The 20,470-nt window shown below is 59.4% G+C and carries 15 protein-coding genes and 1 riboswitch; of the genes, 10 read left to right on the top strand and 5 right to left on the bottom strand.

The features are described 5' to 3' along the window. Positions 1 to 208 (top strand): hypothetical protein (locus tag HV770_RS38225; protein WP_217468637.1); only part of this gene is annotated, 208 nt, incomplete at its 5' end. 134 nt (positions 209 to 342) lie between these two features. After that, positions 343 to 1,287, top strand: a complete 945-nt coding sequence (locus tag HV770_RS23360) for a flagellar brake protein (RefSeq protein WP_175163398.1) — start codon at positions 343 to 345, stop codon at positions 1,285 to 1,287. Positions 1,288 to 1,322: 35 nt separating this feature from the next. Here the strand turns inward: HV770_RS23360 and HV770_RS23355 are convergent, their stop codons facing one another. From HV770_RS23355 to cobW, 4 genes are read right to left on the bottom strand one after another with little or no spacing between them, the layout of a single operon-like run. Then, positions 1,323 to 1,949: a vWA domain-containing protein gene (locus HV770_RS23355; protein ID WP_246291107.1), complete on the bottom strand. Its 627-nt coding sequence runs from the start codon at positions 1,947 to 1,949 to the stop codon at positions 1,323 to 1,325. A 56-nt stretch (positions 1,950 to 2,005) separates the two neighbouring features. Continuing rightward, positions 2,006 to 3,118, bottom strand: a complete 1,113-nt coding sequence (locus tag HV770_RS23350; protein WP_175163396.1) for a magnesium chelatase ATPase subunit I — start codon at positions 3,116 to 3,118, stop codon at positions 2,006 to 2,008. Continuing rightward, positions 3,115 to 6,945 (bottom strand): cobaltochelatase subunit CobN, encoded by a 3,831-nt coding sequence (cobN, locus tag HV770_RS23345; RefSeq protein WP_175163394.1) that lies wholly within the window; start codon positions 6,943 to 6,945, stop codon positions 3,115 to 3,117. Before cobN ends, HV770_RS23350 begins: the two co-directional genes overlap by 4 nt. Before the next feature lie 6 nt (positions 6,946 to 6,951). Continuing rightward, entirely contained in the window at positions 6,952 to 8,046 is a 1,095-nt protein-coding gene (gene cobW / locus HV770_RS23340) for a cobalamin biosynthesis protein CobW (RefSeq protein WP_281366227.1), read from the bottom strand. A 209-nt stretch (positions 8,047 to 8,255) separates the two neighbouring features. Further along, positions 8,256 to 8,535: riboswitch (cobalamin riboswitch) on the bottom strand. Between the two features lie 640 nt (positions 8,536 to 9,175). Here cobW and HV770_RS23335 point away from each other — a divergent pair. The 8 genes from HV770_RS23335 (at position 9,176) to HV770_RS23300 (ending at position 19,483) form a co-directional block, all read left to right on the top strand. Beyond that, entirely contained in the window at positions 9,176 to 10,576 is a 1,401-nt protein-coding gene (locus tag HV770_RS23335; protein ID WP_175163390.1) for a TolC family outer membrane protein, read from the top strand. A gap of 10 nt (positions 10,577 to 10,586) precedes the next feature. After that, positions 10,587 to 12,305 carry a type I secretion system permease/ATPase gene (locus HV770_RS23330; protein WP_175163388.1) on the top strand — a complete coding sequence of 573 codons (1,719 nt, stop codon included), beginning with the start codon at positions 10,587 to 10,589 and terminating at the stop codon, positions 12,303 to 12,305. Beyond that, on the top strand, positions 12,230 to 13,687 hold the full coding sequence (locus HV770_RS23325; RefSeq protein ID WP_246291105.1) for an HlyD family type I secretion periplasmic adaptor subunit: 1,458 nt from the start codon (positions 12,230 to 12,232) through the stop codon (positions 13,685 to 13,687). The genes HV770_RS23330 and HV770_RS23325 overlap by 76 nt, the downstream gene beginning before the upstream one ends. Before the next feature lie 13 nt (positions 13,688 to 13,700). Beyond that, complete coding sequence (locus tag HV770_RS23320; protein WP_175163386.1) at positions 13,701 to 14,495, top strand: hypothetical protein; 795 nt, start codon at positions 13,701 to 13,703, stop codon at positions 14,493 to 14,495. Between the two features lie 193 nt (positions 14,496 to 14,688). Continuing rightward, positions 14,689 to 15,384, top strand: a complete 696-nt coding sequence (locus HV770_RS23315) for a hypothetical protein (RefSeq protein WP_175163384.1) — start codon at positions 14,689 to 14,691, stop codon at positions 15,382 to 15,384. Between the two features lie 85 nt (positions 15,385 to 15,469). Beyond that, positions 15,470 to 16,030, top strand: coding sequence for a hypothetical protein (locus HV770_RS23310; protein ID WP_175163382.1), 561 nt, complete (start codon positions 15,470 to 15,472; stop codon positions 16,028 to 16,030). A gap of 6 nt (positions 16,031 to 16,036) precedes the next feature. Beyond that, on the top strand, positions 16,037 to 16,663 hold the full coding sequence (locus HV770_RS23305; protein ID WP_175163381.1) for a hypothetical protein: 627 nt from the start codon (positions 16,037 to 16,039) through the stop codon (positions 16,661 to 16,663). Positions 16,664 to 16,789: 126 nt separating this feature from the next. Next, positions 16,790 to 19,483 (top strand): hypothetical protein, encoded by a 2,694-nt coding sequence (locus tag HV770_RS23300; RefSeq protein WP_175163379.1) that lies wholly within the window; start codon positions 16,790 to 16,792, stop codon positions 19,481 to 19,483. A 231-nt stretch (positions 19,484 to 19,714) separates the two neighbouring features. Here the strand turns inward: HV770_RS23300 and HV770_RS23295 are convergent, their stop codons facing one another. Continuing rightward, positions 19,715 to 20,065 carry a hypothetical protein gene (locus tag HV770_RS23295; RefSeq protein WP_175163377.1) on the bottom strand — a complete coding sequence of 117 codons (351 nt, stop codon included), beginning with the start codon at positions 20,063 to 20,065 and terminating at the stop codon, positions 19,715 to 19,717. Positions 20,066 to 20,470 lie beyond the last annotated feature (405 nt).

Here is a 20,470-nt window from a genome sequence, read left to right as displayed (position 1 = left end):
CGCCCACACTTATCGGCTGTTAATTTTTAAAGATCGATCCGCTCACGCACAGCGCCCACTTCAACCACCCGGCACCGCGTCGTTCTGCGTCGCTGCATCAGCAGCAGAGAAGCGAGATTATGGAGACCGGCCGCCATGGCGTCAAGCCCCTTCGGTGAATTTTCTTCTGGCCAGCAAAGTCACGCCTCCGGGCACAGCGAAAAATTAGTTAGTTATCCGATTTTATCGAACACCCCGTTTGGAACCGCCGACGCGTAATCGACCGCAATAGCCTCGCACTAAAGTTTTCACTCCCGCCGCCGTCAACCAAGATATCCCGCCACTTAAAATAAACGTCCGACTATGGATGATCCTGTCGAGGAACACGTCGTGGAAAACTCGCCCGTCGCGCTATCTCCGGTGCTTGCCCCGGATGCGGTGCCGGTCGGCACGCCCCTCGCCTGGCCGATCGTCGACAGCGACGGCACACTGCTGTTCGCCAGCGGCACTACTCTCGCGAACACGGACGAGCGCAACTTCCTGTTCGGCCACTTTCACCCGCAGCGCGGTAATTTGCCGGGCACGGCTAGCCAACCGCCGCCCACGGCAGCACCATCCGCGGACTCCGCCGGCGAACTGACGCTCAAGGACATGCACCTCGAAATAGGCGCGTTGATCGGCGTGCGTTCACAACTCGGCAGCGGCGCGCCAATGCATCCATGCCGCATCATCGGTTTCGCGCCGAATCACACGCTCTTCGTCACGCCGCCGTTGCAGCAAGGCCGCCAGCTATCGCTCGGGCCGGGCGAAAACATCGAGATCGTCGCCATCGCCAGCCAGGCCGTGTTCCGCTTCGTCTGCACGGTCGAAGCGGTCTGCCGCGCGCCGTTCGACTACGTCGTGCTGTCGAAGCCCGGCGTCGTGCGTCGTCTGCGCGAGCGCAAATCGATCCGCGTTCAGGCGCATCTGGCGGTACGTTTCGGTATCGGCGAAACGGGCGATACATATGAAGGACTCGGTCTGGCAAAGGGCATCAGCGCGCTCGGCATGTCGTTGAGTGCCTCGTGGACCCTCGGCGCGGTCGGCGAACGGTTGCGTATCGCGTTCCGCCTGAAGTCGGCGGAATTCGATACGCAGATCGAGACCAGCGCCATCATCCGCAACGTGCAGAAAGGTAACGCGCCGGGCGCCCCGTCGAACCACGGGCTCGAGCTGGATCGGCTCGACGCGTCCCAGCAGATGGCGATGAAAGTCTTCGTATTCGACCGGCAGGACGACGTGCAGCACTGGTCGAACGGCCTGAAATAAGCGTATCGAAGCGGACGCACAGACGCACGCGCAGCTCAGCCGATCAACTCTTCGGGCCTGACACGCCGCGCTCCCCAGGCATCCGCGAGTGCCTCACAACGGCCGAGCCGTATCGGCCCCTGCTCGAAATCGACGAATATGACTTCGTCCGCGTCGAGCGGGCGCGTGGGTTCGTCGCGCGTGCGGCCATCGGTGAAAATCCACAGCCAACGCTGCTGGGCGGGCTTCACACGCGCACTCTGCGCGAGCAACTGTGCGGCGCGCCGGATGCCGGACATGAGCGGCGTGCCGCCGCCACCACCCACCGGCCGGAGCCAGCGCTCGTTCCACCAGCGCGGCACGGCCGGGCCAAAACGCACGTCCGCATCCGTGCCGCCGAAACAGATCAGCGCAGCTTCGGCGCGCGCGGCGCTCGCGCGGTCGAACAGCGCGATCAGCAAGCCCTTCGCGAGCGGGAGACGCTGCCCGGCCAGCATCGAGCCGGAACAATCGAGCACGAAACAATGCAGCACGCCGCCGCGCGGTGCCTCGCGCACGAAGCGCAGATGCTCCGCACGCAGCGGCGCCGCGCGCTTCGCGGCAAGCGTTAGCGGCCAGGCGATGCACGTACCCGACTTGCCGCGCGGATCGCTCCGCAGATGACTGCGCGAATTCGCACCCACGCCTTGTCGCCATCGAAAACCGCTGCGCGAGTCAGCGGCGGCGCCCTTCCGATGGCTCAGCGTTTTTTTGCGCCAAGCGGTATGACGCCTTTGACTTGCGTGGTCGGGGCCGGCTCGGGCGGCAGGTAGCCCCAGTCGTTCTCGTCGGCGCCGGGAGACGCCGACGCCGCATCCGCACCGGACCCTGCCGGTCGATCCGCAGCGCCGCCCGCATCGGCTTGCCGCTGCGCTTCGCTCTCATACGCATCGCCACCTGCCTGCCCATCACGCTGATGACGCCGATGAATCAGCACCGCCCCGGCGACCCGGTCGACATGCTCCGCCGTTACCGCGACCGCCTGCTCCAGCGCGGCCAACGCCCGCGCCGCGCGCAGCATCACGAGATCGGCGCGCAGACCATCCACGGCCGCTTCGATGCACAACGCGCTGACGTGCGCGTGCACGGCATCATCGAACGCGAGCTGCGGCAGCGCTTCGCGCGCGGCACGAATCCGCTCGACGTACGCCGCCTGCCGCCCCGCATAGCCCGCGCGAAAACCCTGCGGGTCGAGATCGAACGCGAGCCGCGCCTTCACGATCGCCTGACGCATTGCCGGCTCGAAACAGTTCTGCAACTCGAACATCAAGCCGAAACGGTCGATCAATTGCGGCCGCAGTTCACCCTCTTCGGGATTCATCGTGCCGATCAGCACGAAGCTCGCGTCGTGGCTATGCGAAACGCCATCGCGCTCGACGGTGTTCACGCCGCTCGCCGCGACGTCGAGCAATGCATCGACGAGCGCATCGGGCAGCAGATTGACTTCATCCACATACAGCACGCCGTGGTGCGCTTTCGCGAGCAGGCCCGGCGAGAAGCGCACTGAGCCGTCGCGCAGCACGGTTTCGATATCGAGCGTACCGATCAGACGGTCTTCGCTCGCGCCGAGCGGCAAATTCACCAGTTGCCCTTGCGGCAGCAACTCGGCGAGCGCGCGCGCCGCGGTCGACTTGGCCGTGCCGCGCGGCCCGGCGACCAGCACGCCGCCCAGCCCCGGATCGATCGCGGCCAGCAGCAGCGCCTGCTGCAACGGCGCCTGGCCGATCAACGCGGCAAACGGAAACGCGGGCCGCTGATCAGGCCGCGGATCCCCGGCCGCCTGGTGGCTCACTGCTGGTGTCGCTGCATTCATGTCTGCATTCCTTCGATCTGCTGCTCGCTCGCGAGCAGATGCCCTTCGACTTGCGCGCGGTATTCGCCCGGCGCCTGCCACAACCCCCGCTGCATCGCTTCGAGCAGACGCTCGCAGACCGAATGCAATGCATGCGGGTTGTGCCGCTGCAAGAACTCGCGGGTATTAACGTCGTTCAGATAAGCATCGGCGACGAGCGCATATTGATGATCGGCGATCACCCGCGCGGTCGCATCGTAACCGTACAGATAATCGACGGTTGCGGCGATCTCGGCCGCGCCCTTATAGCCGTGGCGTTTCACGCCATCGATCCACTTGGGATTGACGACACGCGAACGAATCACGCGCGCGATTTCCTCATGCAGCGTGCGCACTCGCGGCGCGCTCGGGTTGCTGTGATCGGCGTGATACACGCTCGGCTGAGTGCCGGTCAGATGCCGCACCGCCGCGACCATGCCGCCCTGGAACTGATAGTAGTCGTTCGAATCGAGCAGGTCGTGCTCGCGGTTATCCTGGTTCTGCAGCACCACGTCCAGCGCGGCGAGGCGCGCACCGAACGCATCGCGCGCTGCTTCGCCCGAGTGCTTCTGCGTGTACGCGTAGCCACCCCAGGCCTGATACGCGTTCGCGAGATCGGCGTCGGTCTGCCACTGCTGCGAGTCGATCATGTCCTGCAGACCCGCGCCATACGCGCCGGGCCGTGCGCTAAACACGCGCCAGCCGGCGCGCCGGCGTGCCTCGGCAGCATCCATGCCGCGCGCGATCAGCGCATCGCGCTCGCGCCGCACGCGCGCACGAATCGGATTCAGCGCTTCGGGTTCGTCGAGTTCGGCAACGGCCTGCACGGCGGCGTCGAACAGGTGCATCACGTTCGCAAAGGCGTCGCGGAAAAAGCCGGACACGCGCAACGTGACGTCGATACGGGGACGGTCGAACGCTTCGATCGGCATGATCTCGAAGTCGGTCACGCGATGGCTGCCCGGCGCCCACTTCGGCCGCACGCCGAGCAGTGCGAGCGCCTGGGCGACGTCGTCGCCGCCGGTGCGCATCGTCGCGGTGCCCCATACCGAGAGCCCGATCGCGCGCGGATAATCGCCCTTGTCCTGCAGATGCCGCTCGAGCAACTGCTGCGCGGATTTCAGTCCGAGCGACCACGCGGCTTGCGTCGGCACTGCGCGCGTGTCGACCGAATAGAAATTTCGGCCGGTGGGCAGCACGTCGGGCCGCCCGCGCGACGGCGAACCGCTCGGCCCCGGCGGCACGAAGCGCCCTTCGAGGCCGCGTCTCAGATGCAGCATTTCCTGTCGACCGCAGGCGTCGAGCCTCGGCAGCACGTCGTCGCGCAAGCGCTCGATGACCTGCTCCGCTTGCGGCAGCGTACCGGCTGGCGTTATCGCGCGTGATATTCCGCCGTGCAGCTCGCTCAGATCGCCCCGGTCGCCACACACGCCGCTCAACATTTCCGCCGCCAGCAACTCGAGCCGTTCGCGCGTGTCGCCGCCATGCCGCCACGGCGCATCGCTCACCTGCTGCAACACATCGGGACGCGGGCCGTCCCACACCGCCGACCAATCCACGGACAGCGGATCGAACAGATGATCTATGCGCAGATCGCGCGCCAATGCGTCGATCAAGCCGGCCTTAGCGCCTTGCCCGTCGCCGACAGGAAAGCGCCCCAACGCCAGCAACGTGTCACGCCGTTGCACGCCGTCGGGCGATTGCCCGAACGTATGCAAGCCATCGCGAATCTGCGCTTCCTTCAGTTCGCACAGCCACGCGTCGACGCGCGTGAGCAGCGCGTCCTCGTCATCCTCGCCGCTCGGCTCCGCGAGACTCAGCTCCTCATGCAGCTTGTGCTCGACGATCGTCGCCAGAATGCTGCGCCGTAGCAGCTTCGAGCGGCGCGGATCGACCATCAGCGCTTCATAGTATTCGTCGACCTGACGCTCCAGATCCTGCAACGGCCCATAACTTTCGGCGCGCGTGAGCGGCGGCATCAGGTGATCGATGATGACCGCCTGGGCGCGCCGCTTGGCCTGGCTGCCCTCGCCCGGATCGTTGACGATGAACGGATACAGATGCGGCATTGGCCCGAGGATCAGATCGGGCCAGCATGCGTTGCTCAACGCGACGCTCTTGCCTGGCAGCCATTCGAGATTGCCGTGTTTGCCCACATGCACGACCGCGTCGATACCGAACTGGTGACGCAGCCAGAAATAGAACGCGAGGTACGCATGCGGCGGCACCAGATCGGCGTCGTGATAGCTCGCATAGTCGCCTTGCTCGCGCGAACGCGAAGGCTGGATGCCGACGAACACCTGCCCACACCGCCAGCCCGCGATCATGAAGCGGCCGCGCCGCAGCGTCGGATCCTGCTCGGGCGTGCCCCAGCGCGCATTCAGTGCTTGACGCGCGCCGGCCGGCAACGCGTTGAAATGCCCGAGATAGTCGTCGAGCGCGAGGCTTTGCAGCGCGGGCCGCAGATCGCGCATCACCGGATCGTTGGTTACGCCTTCCGTGAGCTTCTTCAGCAGCGCATCGCCATCGGCGGGCAATTCGTCCGCGAGACGATAGCCCTCGTCGCGCAGCATCGCCAGCATGCCGACCACCGACGCGGGCGTGTCGAGTCCCACGCCATTGCCGATGCGCCCTTCGCTCATCGGATAGTTGGCGAGAATCAGCGCGAGTTTTTTGTCCGCGTTATCGAGTGAACGCAGACGGCACCAGCGGCGGCTCAGTTCGGCGAGAAAGCCCACACGTTCAAGGTCCGGCTGATAACGCACCACGTCGACCTGGGTGTGCGCACAGCGATACGCGAGCCCCTTGAAACTGATCGCGCGCGTGATGATGCGCCCGTCCACCTCCGGCAGCGCGACATGCATGGCGATATCGCGCGAATTGAGGCCGTGGTTGTCCTTGAGCCAGTCGTCGCGATTGCCGCCGCTCAGGATCACCTGGAACACCGGCGCGTCGCCGGCCAGCGCGAGCGGCGCGGGGTCGTCGATCGCGGACGCGGCGAAGGCCGTCGTGTTCAACACCAGCGCGACCTCGTGTTGCGCGCATAGTGTCTGCACGACGTCGCGGCTCATCGCATCTTTCAGCGACGTGATCGCGATCGGCAACGGATTGAGGCCCTGCGCTTCGAGCGCGTCGATCAGCGCGTCGAACACCGCCGTGTTGGCCGCCTGCAGATGCGCCTTATAGAACAGGATCGCCGCGACCGGCGCGCCGGCTTGCCAGCGCGCCTGCCAGTCGGCGACGCTCGGCACGTCGTGCCGCGGATGATAGAGCGCGGCGGCCGGCAACGCGCGCGGCGGCGCAGGCTCGCGCGCCCAGCCGAACGCGCGGTGCGCGATGCAGCGCAAAAACGCCTCGGCGTTTTGCGGCCCGCCTTCACGCAGATAGCGCCAGAGCTGATGACACAGATCGGCGTCGGCGGTGCTGCGCGCGAGCAGGTTCGGATCTTCCTGCAAGTCGCCGGAAAACATCGCGAGCGTCTGCTGTTTACGCTCCGCCAGCGCGACCACCTGCTCGATCCCGTACGGCCAATACGCTTCACCGCCCAGGTGATCGACCACCACCACGCGCGCGTGCTGCAGCACATCCTCGAGATAGAAATCGACCGAGGCCGGTTGCCGCAGATACGTGACGTTCGCGAGCCGCACGCTGGGGAAGCCCTCCCCCAGCCGCGGAAAAACACTCGCGAGCAGCGACAGCGTGGTGTCGGCGGAACTGAGCACGACGATGTCGGCGGGCTGCTGATCGATACGGATCACGCCCTGCGTATCGTCGACGAAACCGCCCGGCGTCGTGCGCAGCAGATGCATGAGCGCTTACGCCTCGCTGGCCGCGGCGCTCGACGACACGACGCCGAGCGCCGCGTCGAACGCGCGTTGCAACGCGGCCTGGTCGAGGTCTTCGCCGATCAGCACGAAGCGGCTTTGGGTCCCTTCGCCGGGCTGCCAGCGCCGATCGAAATAGCTGTCGAAGCGCCGGCCCACCCCCTGGATCACGAGACGCATCGGTGCGCCCGGCAATGCAGCGAAGCCTTTCACGCGGTAAATCGTGTTCGCTTCGACGAGCGCTTGCAGCGCGGCGATCACCGCTTCGCGCGACGGCGCGCTCGCCTGCACCACCACCGAATCGAATTCATCATGGTGGTGATTGGCGTCCTCGGCGGAACCGTGATGATCGTGGCGCAAGTGGATCGTTTCCTCCGACGCCGCTTCGAGACCCAGCAGCGTATGGAGATCGAGCTGGCCCAGCTGCGCGCGCACGATCTTCACCTGCGGTGCAATCTCTTCGCGGATCACCGCTTCGACCGCGCCTTGCTGCGCGTCGTCGAGCAGGTCCGTCTTGTTCAGGATCACGAGGTCGGCCGCCGAGAGTTGATCTTCGAACAGTTCGTGCAGCGGCGACTCGTGATCGAGATTCGGATCGGCCTTGCGCTGCGCGTCGACGGCCACGGGGTTGTCGGCGAACTGGCCGCTGGCGGCAGCCGGGCCGTCGACGACCGTGACGACCGCATCGACGGTGAAGCTGTTCCTGATCTGCGGCCAGTTGAACGCCTGCACCAGCGGCTTGGGCAACGCGAGACCGGAGGTTTCGATCAGCACGTGATCGATCTGCTCGCGGCGCTCGACGAGCCTTTCCATCACGGGAAAGAACTCTTCCTGCACGGTGCAGCACAGGCAGCCGTTCGCGAGTTCATACAGTTGCCCTTCCGTTTCGACGCCGTTTTCATCGCAACCGACGCCGCAGCCTTTGAGGATTTCGCCGTCGATGCCGAGCTCGCCGAACTCGTTGACGATCACCGCAATGCGCTTGCCGCCCGCATGCTGAAGAATATGCCGCAGCAGCGTGGTCTTGCCGCTGCCGAGAAAGCCCGTGACGATGGTGACGGGGATCTTGCGCATTTGAGTTTGCATTGTGAGGTCCATCCGTAGGCGTTGCACGGGGCCGTCGGTACGTTCGCGCGTCTGTCTGCATGGCCCGGCCGGGCGCACACGCACGAGGCGCACGCGCTGCCGAAGCCGGCTCGATCACAACACACGGGGACGAACGGCGGCGTTGCCGCGACAACAGTAAACAGAAAGCGGGTGTGAGGTCATGAACGCACCGTCGCATCCCCGCGACGGGCGTCCTGCGTATTCTGGCCGGTATCCGGGCTGGCGAAAGCGCCGCTTCCCCTTCCCGGACGAGTGATTTCTCGCCCAGTGGTGATATGCCGACGCGGCCTTGCGCGTGGACATCGAAGCCGGCTCCGCAGCGTCGGTCAATCCAGCCGACGCCACTTTTCGCTTACCGTTGCGGGGGCAGCACAGGTTGACCCGGTCCAATGCAGGCGGGCACCCTGTTTCCCGTTTAACTGCATGCGCACGAGCGCGCACACGAGCACCAAAGTGCGTGCGAGTGTAGGCCCGCGGCCCCGCGCAGTCAAGGAAACGCCGGCCGCAGGCGCTTATCGGACCGGGTGCCATGTGCTAACGTATGCGCGCGTTTGGTACCCGCACATGCGTTCGCGTGTGCAGTTAAGCGGGAAACAGGCAGCGCGTCATGTGCTCAACCTGTGCTGCCCCCGCAACCGGCATTTTACGTGAGAACCCCTATCGGAAGCCTTGTCAGGCAAGGGTTGCAGCCAGATGTGTTGGAGCCCTGTGGGGCGACTGCCTTGCCGTGGGGAGCGAGTGGGGAAGTTGCGGGATGTTTGCGGAAAGAACCCCAGCCGTCTGGGGAAATTCGTAAGGACCACTTGTCATTGGCGGCGGTTATGAGGCTGGGTCACCGGACACGCGCGAACGACACAGCGGGAACGCACTCACTCGTCATCATCTACCCGGCGAGGCCAGTTGACGGACGGCGGACGATTTTCCGGTTTCACAATTACCGGACGCAAGACAACTCCCGGACTCTTCTCGGCTTCGACAACATCGGCATTTGCATTTCAGATTCGTCCGACTCTTAAAAAGGGGACGAAGCAGTAGCCTCTTGGTCAATTGTCCAGGAGGAAATTTAGCGAATGCCAACGAATCAAATCAGCGTCGCCGTGAGCCTGTGATGGTCACCAGGAATTGTTCACGATGTCGTCTGACCAGACAGACCGCGCGTCTGTCGAAAAACTGTGCGATTTTGCTCGGCCTCCTCACGCTACTGTCTGGCAGCGTGCCAACGTATGCGGCAGGCCTGCTGCAACTGGCCGACGACGCATTCGCCAACGACGCCAAACTTGCGAGCGCCGAAGCGGCCTATCGGGCAGGACTTGAAAAGGAACCCGAGGCGCGCGGCGCGCTGCTGCCTCATCTCTCCTTCACGGAATCCACATTCAGGAACACCGTCAATGTCCCCGGCCAGCCTGCGGCCGGCTATTCGACGGTCGGGTCAACGCTGTCGCTGAACCAGTCTGTTTTCAAGTGGGACGACTGGCAAATCTATCAGCAAAGCACCCTATCCGTGATGGCGTCCGGCCTCGCCTTCGCAAGTGCAAAACAGGATGCGACACTTCGTGTGTCGCAGGCATACTTCGACGCGCTGGGCGCAAAGGACACTTTCCTGCTGGCCCAGGAGCATCAGCGTTCAGTCGCCGAACAACTGGCGCTCACACGACGAACATTCTCGCTAGGCGCTGCCACCGTCGTTGACCTTGATGAAGGACAGGCAGCCGCGGACGCTGCCGTGGCTGACCTTGCACATGCACAAGGCGACCTCGCGACCCGATACGCCGCCCTGCAAAAGATAGTGGGGCATCCTGTCGATGGCCTGGACCCACTCAATGACGATGCGGCGTTATCGCTTTCCATACCTCAGCCAGTTGAGAACTGGGTGTCGGATGCCGAAACGTCAGGGCTGGACGTCAGACAGCAGCAGATCGCCCTTGAGATTGCACGACGCGAAGTCTCGAAGGTCAATGTGGGATTCATGCCGAGCATATCGATTGTCGGCAATGTCAGTCACGGTAATGCGGCATTCATCAACGGACAGACAAACTTCAATACCGGCGCGAACCGGGCAACGTCCGGCGAAGTGGGAATTCAGATCAGCATTCCCCTGTTCGACGGATTCTCCACGACGAGCAGAAAGCGCGAGGCGCTCGCACTGCGCGACAAGGCAGACCACGATCTTGAAGACGCGCGCCGTTCGGCTGCGCTGGAAGCACAACAGGCGTTCTTTGGTGTACGTGATGGACTGGCGCAGGTTTCCGCGCTTCGCACCGCGCAGCGGTCGGCTGAGACCGCCCTGCGTTCGAATCGCAAGGGCTTCAAGGTGGGTGTGCGGATCAATGCAGATGTCCTGAATGCCGAGGACAAACTGTTCAGCACCCGGCGCGATCTTTCAAAAGCGCGCTACGACACGCTGATGCAATTTCTCCATCTCAAGGCAAGCGTGGCCCAGCTCGACGGCACGACGCTCGCGCAACTCGTCGGCAGCAGCGACGGACAACCCGACCAGCCAAACAAATAAAAAGACCTTCATGTTTCATGCAATCAAGCGACACGCGTGGTTTGCCGCGCTGTTCGGTGTTGCCAGCAATCTGCTGGTTCTCGCCCCCACGTTGTACCTCTTACAGGTCTATGACCGCGTGTTGCCAAGCCGAAGCCTGGAAACACTCGCCATGCTGATGGTCTTTATGGTCATCGCATTGCTGATGATGCTGGCCGTCGATGTGGTGCGCAGTCGCCTGTTGAGCGACCTCGGCCGGCAGCTTGCTGACCGCCTTGACCGGCTCTCACTGGCCGCGCGAATCGAAGCGCATGCGCGGCGCGTTCAATCGCTCGACGTTGCAACGGCGCAGGACGTCGCTGCATTGCGGGCTTTCCTCTCCGGATCAGGGATCACGGCGTTTCTGGATATGCCGTGGCTTGTCGTTTATCTCGTTCTCATGTTCCTGTTTCACTGGTCGCTTGGCCTGATTGCGATTGCGAGCGCGGTGCTGCTTGTGAGCGTGGCGCTGCTCAATGACCGGCTGACGAAAAACACCGTGCGCGCCTACACCGCACATCAGCGCGAGACAGACCAGCTATACACACAGATCAACCGTAACGCGGAAATCGTGACGGCGCTCGGCATGAATACGGCCGTGCTCGATGCGTGGTCGTCGCGTCGGCGCATCGATCTCGACGCGCAGGCGCAAGCGGCCGACACTTCAGCCCTTAGCCGGAACATCAGCAAGACGCTACGTCAGGCGATTCAGGTCGTGATGATGGCGGCCGGTGCATGGCTAGTCATTAACCAGATTGCGACGGGCGGCGTCATGCTCGCCACCACCATCCTGTTAGGCAAGGCGCTCGCGCCAGTCGAGCATATGCTTGGGAGCTGGAAGCAGTTTATTGAGGTGCGTCAAAGCTGGAAGCGGCTCGACGCGCTCTATCGTCGCCCACCGGTAACGCGACCAGTTGAATTGCCGCGACCTCAGGGACGGCTCACGGTCGAGTCACTAACGTTCAACAGTCGCGGCGTGGGTGATCCGCGTGGGCGCATGTTACTCAGGGGTATTCATTTCGCGCTGACTCCGGGGCAACTTCTGGTGATCGTCGGTTCAAGCGCGTCTGGAAAGTCAACGCTCTTGCGGTTGCTTGCCGGCTTGTGGGCACCACAGTCGGGCACGGTTCGCCTTGACGGTGCTGATATCGCGCAGTGGCCGCGTGAATCACTCAGTCGCTTTCTCGGTTACGTGCCTCAGGACGTGGAACTGTTCTCCGGGACGGTTGCAGGCAACATCGCCCGCGACCCCGATCTGGCGAAAGCGGACGCGGGCGCTATCGTTCGTGCGGCGCAGCGGGCGCGCGTTCACGAGTTGATCCTTACCTTGCCAAATGGCTACGAAACGCAGATTGGCGAGGCGGGAGAGACCTTGTCAGGCGGCCAGCGCCAAGCCGTTGCCCTCGCCCGCGCGCTCTATGGCGAACCCCGGCTTGTGCTTCTTGACGAGCCGAATGCCAATCTCGATACCGACGGCGAACGGCTATTGAACAATGCCGTGCTGCAACTGAAGCGGGACGGCGTGACGGTCGTCGTGGTGAGTCACCGGCAGACCGTCCTGTCGATTGCCGACCGCGTACTGGTGATGCGCGGCGGCCAGATGGAGTGTTTCGGAACCCGCGAGCAGGTCGAAGCGTGGATGCGATCACGCACAAATCCGGCTGGACCACCTGCCGACAGGCCGCAACTCCGAAAGGCTCCGACGTCATGAAACTAGGAACAGCTATCCAGACCGTTTGCGCCAGACTGACGCACCCTTTTACCAATGTGTCCGACCTTCATCCGTTCGACGATGGCCCGCGCTTGCCGCGCAGGACGATTACGGCTGGTTGCATTGTGCTGGTCGTGGGAATGGGCGCACTCGGTCTGTGGGCCACGCTTGCGCCGCTATCCGGTGCGGTCGTCGCCGAAGGCGTCGTGCGGGACGATGGTGAACGCAAGACCGTCCTGCATCAGGAAGGCGGCATTATCAAGGCGATCCATGTGAAAGACGGTGATCGCGTCAAGGCTGGCGACCTGCTGATAACGCTGGACAACGTGCGCCCCGGCGCGGAAGTGGCCGCATTGCAGTCGCAACTGGATGACGACGAAGCGAAAGCGGCACGGCTCACCGCCGAGCGCGATATGAAAAACGCCGTCACGTTTCCGGCCCGCTTTACGGACAACTCCTTGAAGCAGGGTATTGCAGAGTTGATGCAGCGGGAAAAGACGCTATTCGACTCCGAGCGCAAGGCGCTGGCAGACCAGCTGGCGTTGCTTCATGAACAGGCGGCACAGACGCGTCAGGAGATTACCGCTGTCAGTGCACTCGTGAACACCAGTGAACAAAGCCTGGGCATTTCAAGGCAGGAATTGCAGGTCAACCAACAGCTACGCAGCGAGGGTTACGTCACCGAGACCAAGATGATGGAATTGCGTCGCGCTGCGGCCGACTATCAGTCGCGTCAACAGTCGGATGCGGCGGAACTGATTCGCGCAAGGCAGAAGCAGACCGATCTCGATCTGAAGATTGCCACGTTGCGCAACGACTATGTGAAATCAGCCGATGGTCAGTTGAAGGACACCACGGCGAAAATCTTGCAGATTACGGAGCAATTGCGCCCCGCACAGGACACCGATGCACGTACACGCATCACGGCACCGGTAGCTGGCGAGGTCGTGGGGCTTCGGCTGCATACGCTTGGCGCGGCTATCGGTCCACGCGAGCCGATCCTCGATCTGGTGCCAACAGACGCGCCGCTGATTATCGAAGCGAAGATCAAGCCCGACAACGTGCGGGAGATCATCCCGAACAGTCATGCCGATGTGAGGCTGACTGCGTATAACCCGCGTACCTCGCCAGTGCTGGAAGGCACGGTGACCTATCTGTCCGCCGATTCGCTGAATGACAAGGAGACGCGACAGCCGTTCTATCTGGCGCATATCGAGATTCCGCCCGATGCGGTGGCCCGTGCAAACCGGATCGCGAAAGAACCGATAGTGCTTGGGCCGGGGCTGCATGCGCAGGTCTTTATTAAAACCCGGCCGCGCAGCGCGTTCGATTACCTGTTCGAGCCGGTATGGGATGGTATTCAGAAATCAATGCGGGACTGAAAAATAGAAACATATGAAATACAAAAAAACTGCTTTTTCAATTGTACTTGCCAGCTTATTGGTCGTTGCCTGCATCCACGTGTCGGGCACAAACAGAAAGATTGATCCCAATTCGCCGACATTCGGCAAACTGAATGGTATGCCGATGGCTGTTCCGGTGAAATACCAGTTCTTCCCCATTGAGTACGAGGGTGATGATATCTGGAATGCCGAATGGCTGAGGAAGAATCGCAATCGCGTCCCGACACCCGACATGAAGATTCGTACCTTTTCATTACTGCTGCATCTCCCGGACTATGCGCCGTTCAATTCTGAAAATGGAGATAGCTGGCATCATCAGAAAAACCGTTACGGGTTCAATCAGGACTGGATTACGGTTGGCATTATGTGGAATAACAACAGGGGGAAAATACATGAAAAAGGCTGGTTCAAGCATTACATTGACGACGTCAGGGAAAGCAATGTCAAATTTTCTTCAGCCGCATCTCACTATGAAATCGCACAAAATATTTACGGTCTCCACCATGAAGTGATGGTCGGGGCTTCCTCAAATGATCGCCAATTTTCCTGGCAATCAATGCATAAAGATTTTTACGCTGATATTCAAGACCAGTCGGCCAAAATTGAATGTGAACAAATGGTCGTTCCGCCCTATGTGCCGACAACCTGCGAACAAACATTCATCATTCCGGAATTGGATTCCTTTGTCGATATAAAGTACAACCCACAACACCTAAAAGATTGGAGGCAAATACAAAAACAAGTAACTTCGATGGTAAAAACATTTGCATCCTCGGGTATTTATTAAAACGCGGTCGCGTAGCGCTTTAGGTTAACTGTTCGAGCCGGTATGGGATGGCATTAAGAAATCAATGCGGGATTAAAAGAACCTAAATTTATGAAATACAGAAAGACAGTCCTCTGTATCGTGCTTACCTGCGCACTGGTCGCCGCCTGCATTCACGCGTCGGGGACAAAAAAAAAGATTTGATCCTGATGCCATGGCACTCGGCAATCTGAACGGAATAACGATGGCCATTCCGGCAAAATATCGGTTCTTTCCCGTCGTGTATGAAGGGGACGATATCTGGAATGCCCAGTGGCTTGAAAAAAATCGCGATCGCATCGCGACACCGGCCATGAAAATCAGTAGTTTTGGGGTGCTCTTGCATATGCCGGATTACGCACCTCGCAGCGGTGAGAATCTGGACAGTTGGTTTCACGAGAAAAACCGCTATGGATTCAATCAGGACTGGATCTTGATCGGCATTCGATCGAATAACCATGAGGCGAAAATCGGGGAAAAAGGCTGGCTCAGGCATTACATCCATCGGGTGAAGGAAAGCAATTCGAGCTATCCAGCAGCCGCGTGGCACTACGAGATTACGGACCAAAATATATATGGCTTGCGGCATGAGGAGCTGGTTGGCTCGACGCCAAATGAAGCCAGTTTTATTGCTCAGTCAGGCCATAAGGACCTTTACACCGACACGTCTGAGTGGACCACAAAAATCGAATGCCATCGGATGATTGCGCCCCCATATGTACCAACCCAATGCACACAAATCTTTGTCATGCCAGATCTGGATTCCTTCATCGAGATGACATACAACCCGCAACATCTCAAAGATTGGAGGGAAATGCAAAAACAAGTAACTTCGATTGTAAAAACATTTGCATGCACGGATTTTTATTAAAACGCGGTCGCGTAGCGCTTCAGGTTACTGTTTGAGCCGGTGTGGGATGGCATCCAGAAATCAATGTGGGACTAAAGGAGTGGAAATGCGAAACATCACCATTACTGCCATTGCAACCCCTTTCGTTTGCGCTTCAAGTGTTGGCTGCGCACAGTTGTCTGCGGAACAAGATGAACTTGCGCATGTTCACTGGCTTTACGGGATAAAAGAAATTGTCCGGACGGGAGATTTTTCTGATTATAAAAATGTTGCGAGCAAATTAAATTTAACTTTGGAAATCCAACCCCCGTCGCAGGTTAAAGATTTGAAGGATGTAATCACGGGCGAGGATTTTGAAGTGGAAACGGTTCCACGCGTCAATAGTTCCTTGCGTCAGAAAATTAGATTTCGCTATGGCATCTATGTGCCCAACGATCAATCCTATCGCAGAGTCATCATTTTAGTGCGCAATATTGCTTTGCATGAGTGCATCACGGAATCTGAGTTATTCAAAGAATTCGGCTACGTCAGAAGAACAACATATGCCCACGCGCCCGTTTACAGTGTTAATTACCACTTCAAAGGGGCTAATGATATCGAGTTAATTTTCCGATTTGATGGCCTCGATGCGAAATGCACAAATGAAATAAACATTTTCCAAGTTTGAGCCGGTATGGGATGGCATTCAAAAATCAATGCGAGACTGGGAATTCATTCAACCAAAAAATTTCACGAAAAATTTATGTTTAGAAAGCTCATTAACATCATCGCCTCGACTGGTTTCGCGGGGTTTATCGCAGCCTGCGCAATTGTTTCCGATAATGGGGAAAAAATAAATTTTGGGCCGATTAGAAATGGTGGCGACGCGGCGGGCAAATGCGCGATCGATAGAAAACCACTTGATAGCTTCCGGCCTAAACGAGGAATTATCGAAGGAAGCAGTTCCTTCTTAACTCCGGCGTGGGACATGTACGTAGTCGATCTGGATGCCGGAAAGCTTTCAAAAGTTGAAAGCGTTTGGACTTTCGAATCGGGAAAACCAGTAAGCAAACCGGCTAAGGCTGAGTCGATAACCCTAAATTTTGAAGAACTGCAATCCGTTGTTGCGCCAGCTAATGCCATGTGGGCGAGTCCCGAAAAAAACCCGAGTCTATCGGCTACTGATGTCGCCTGGCACATCGAACTTGTTGATGGGGCCGAGAAGCGCTGCGAAACCGGTTTAGGGCGAGCAGCGGGAAACGGTGATTTGCTGAGCAAAGCTATTTATAGGATTTGGAAATCTCACAAAAATACAAGATGAAAATCGCAACATGCTGAAAAGTATTCACCAGAAATCTCATGGGAGGGGAATCTATGACCTGATCGGGCGTAGTGACAATTATCCTTGGTACTAATAGCGTAAACGTAATTTTTCTAGGATTTATATATGGCAAATTCCACCACCCTTACCGGCAATGAAGCCTTTTGGGGCAATGTCAAAATCACGCCACAAGCCCTCGCGCTCATTAACAAAAGCCCAACCTTGGTGGCTGAGCTGCAAGCCTATGGAGCTGCGGTCATCGCCGGAACGATGGGAGCGATGCAGCAGGGAACGACCGGAGCTATCGCATTTGAGCCTAATGGCGTGGTTTTCGCAAACAACTATCAGAGTTGGACGCCAGAAATCCTAGTCGGAAACCTTGCCCACGAAATCGGTCACTTCATGAATGCCGGAGCCGATGCCGCATTTCGCGCCGAATACACCGTTAGTCCGGGTGATCCAAATGCGTACGGACTTAACGCGATGATCGGATTACATCAAGAAGGCGAGGCCGCCTACAACAATTGGGTCGTTCAAAACGAAATCAAAAGTAACGGCGGCTCGCAAATCTATCTTGCGGGACAGTGGGCCACAGATTCAAACGGCAATACTTTAAGCACAGGACTGCAAGAACTTCTCGACAAACAACACGCGCTCGATTTAACTGGAGGTGTCGCGAGCAGCGCGGATAAGCAATGGATGATTGAAGACGCGATGGGGGTATTTGCGACCATTCCCAACAGCGTCTCCGGGGAGAACTACTTTACCTATTACGGCGAAGCCAACGGCGCTAAACCTCCAGCTCCGGGAGACCTAACAGGCGCTACGTTTGGTGATGCAAACGGAACCGGAAATATCGGGTCCATCCGTGAAACATTTTCCTCCGGCGATTCTGCGACACAATACTTTAGCGGATCAACCATTACCTCCTCTGTGACCACAGATCAGTTCGGCAACGTTCTGACTCAAACTGTTTATAGCCATAACGCTGATGGCAGCTACGTTGCCAATATTTACGATGCCCACGGCGATCCGACAGGCCAGGAGCAGTTTCATAGCGACGGTTCCGAGACTGCCGTTCAGTTCAATAGGGACGGCTCGCAAAACGCAACTGTTTATGACTCTCACGGCAATAAGTCGGAGTATGCGAGTTTCGGCACCAACGGCAAGATCACGCAGGATATTCTCTATGACGCCACGACCGGCCGCGAGACGCAGGAAATCGACTGGAACGCGGACGGTAGCTGGACCACTCACCTGTTAAACGCCAATGGCTCGGAGAACGCAATCGCGTACGATGCAGCCGGCCGCGAAACCGAGTACGCAACGTTCGGCACTAACGGCAAGATCACGCAGGATACCTTCTATGACGTCGCGACTGGCCGCGCGACAGAGCGGGATGACTACAACGCGGATGGCAGCGCGGTGGCGAACCTGTTCCATGCCGATGGCTCGCAGGACCAGGTTTACTTCAACGCTGCGGGTCACCAGACGGAACAGGCAAGTTTCGGCACCAACGGCAAGATCACCCAGGATATTCTCTATGACGCCGCGACCGGCCGCGAGACACAGGAAAGGGACTGGAGCGCGGACGGCAGTTCAGTTGCGCACCTGTACAACAGCAACGGCACGCAGAACGCAATCGCGTACGATGCAGCCGGCCGCGAAACCGAGTACGCAACGTTCGGCACCAACGGCAAGCTCACGCAGGATACCTTCTATGACGTCGCGACTGGCCGCGCGACAGAGCGGGATGACTACAACGCGGATGGCAGCGCGGTGGCGAACCTGTTCCATGCCGATGGCTCGCAGGACCAGGTTTACTTCAACGCTGCGGGTCACCAGACGGAACAGGCAAGTTTCGGCACCAACGGCAAGATCACCCAGGATATTCTCTATGACGCCGCGACCGGCCGCGAGACACAGGAAAGGGACTGGAGCGCGGACGGCAGTTCAGTTGCGCACCTGTACAACAGCAACGGCACGCAGAACGCAATCGCGTACGATGCAGCCGGCCGCGAAACCGAGTACGCAACGTTCGGCACCAACGGCAAGCTCACGCAGGATACCTTCTATGACGCTACGACCGGCCGCGCGACAGAGCAAGACGACTACAACGCGGACGGTAGCGGGACCGCGCATATCTTCAACGCGGACGGCACGCAGAATTCCGCCATGTTTGATCCGTCTGGACATGTCTCCGAATACGCAACGTTTGCAGCGAACGGCGCGCTGACTTCGGATGCCTTTTTCGACAAGAACGGCCGGGAGACCGAACTAATCGAGTTTTCAGGCAATCAGCAGATTGTCCACCTGTTAAATGCCGACAATTCGCAGACGGCGATTGTCTACAACGGCAATGGTCAGGAAGTCGAATACGCAAGTTTCAATACGAGTGGCCAGAAGACCGATGACTGGTTCTGGGACGGGCCATCGGGCCGGCTGATCGAATACGATCAGTACGGCAGCAACGGCAGCATGACCGCGCATCAGTTCAACGCCAATGGTACGCAGGACGCCATCATCTTCAATGGCAATGGTCAGGAAATGGAGTACGACTCTTACGACACCAACGGCAACCTGACGGGATTCACGCAGTTCACCTATGGCGTGGGCGGCGGTTATAACGCGGTCGCATATGGTCCGACCGGATATGAGACAGGATGGGCCGACTACGGCAGCAATAACATGCTTGTCTCGTCGGGTGGCAACCAGTACAACTTCACCCTGGACGACAGTTACGACAGCGGAAGTGACGACTACGACTTCGGATGGTTTGACGACATGTCCTACTCGAACGAATACGGGTTTTACATTTAGCTGTATTTATTAGTAGTCCGTTGTAAGTAACATCCTACATCCGGTCTATTTTGTAGTACGAGGTTCATTGCAATGGAAAGCAAAAAAGGCGCGATGGAAATCGCGCCTTTTTCATCAGGACAACGGGTGTCGCGTATCGGTCAGTGGGGGGGTCGCTGACCTTGAATCTGCTTTCGCGCGGGACGGTCGGCGCGGCGCGACTCTATCGACTGCATCGCTTTCTGAAGCGCTTCACACAGCATCGGACAGCAGGCTAGCCGTATCACGGGCCGTGATACGGCTGTGCGCCACGCCCTTGGCATCGAGCGCGATGACCTGGAACAGTTCACTATCGCACTCGTTGCTCCGCTGATCCGCCTCGCCCGTATCGACCAGCAGTTGCAGCAACGTCCGCTGTTTCGCCCTTTCTTCGTTCGTTACAGCGGGGCTCCAGCATACGGACGCCGCGAGCGTGACCAGCTTGTCGAGTTGTTCTCTCTGCCGGTCGCACAGACGGAAAGCCGCGAGCGCGAGCTTTTCGTATTGAAGGGCATCAACGGCCGGGCGCGAGGTGCATTGCGAATGCTTGCTGGCATCGGTCATGTGCGATTACCTTATCAGCGTTTTCTGGATCGCCCGACACTCGCCTGGTAGGCGGATCGAGTCAAGCAGTTCTCGTGTGATGACGATGCGTTGCATAATGCTGTTCCTTCTGGTCGCCTTGCGGGAGCCCCATGGGAAACCGTGGGAAACCGCGGGGCGTTGCCATACGTTGCATTGCGGTGCCATACGCTGATAACCCTTTGATTTAAAAAGATATACGTTGTTATATGTCACCCATGCGCGGTATGCTAATTACCCCCAACGGTAAGCGACCTGCGGCGCGCTGTTCGATCAGCCCTGCCGCGCATGCGTATTTTCGATGCCACTGTCCGGCGAATACTGCACGGGAAGGCAAAGCGCATGAGGCCGCCAGCCCGGATACCGGCCAGACACAGAGGCGGCGCA

Source organism: Paraburkholderia fynbosensis (assembly GCF_902859935.1).
GTDB lineage: Bacteria > Pseudomonadota > Gammaproteobacteria > Burkholderiales > Burkholderiaceae > Paraburkholderia > Paraburkholderia fynbosensis.
The sequence above is the reverse complement of the archived record's forward strand: the minus strand, read 5'-3'. Positions and strand labels throughout refer to the sequence as shown.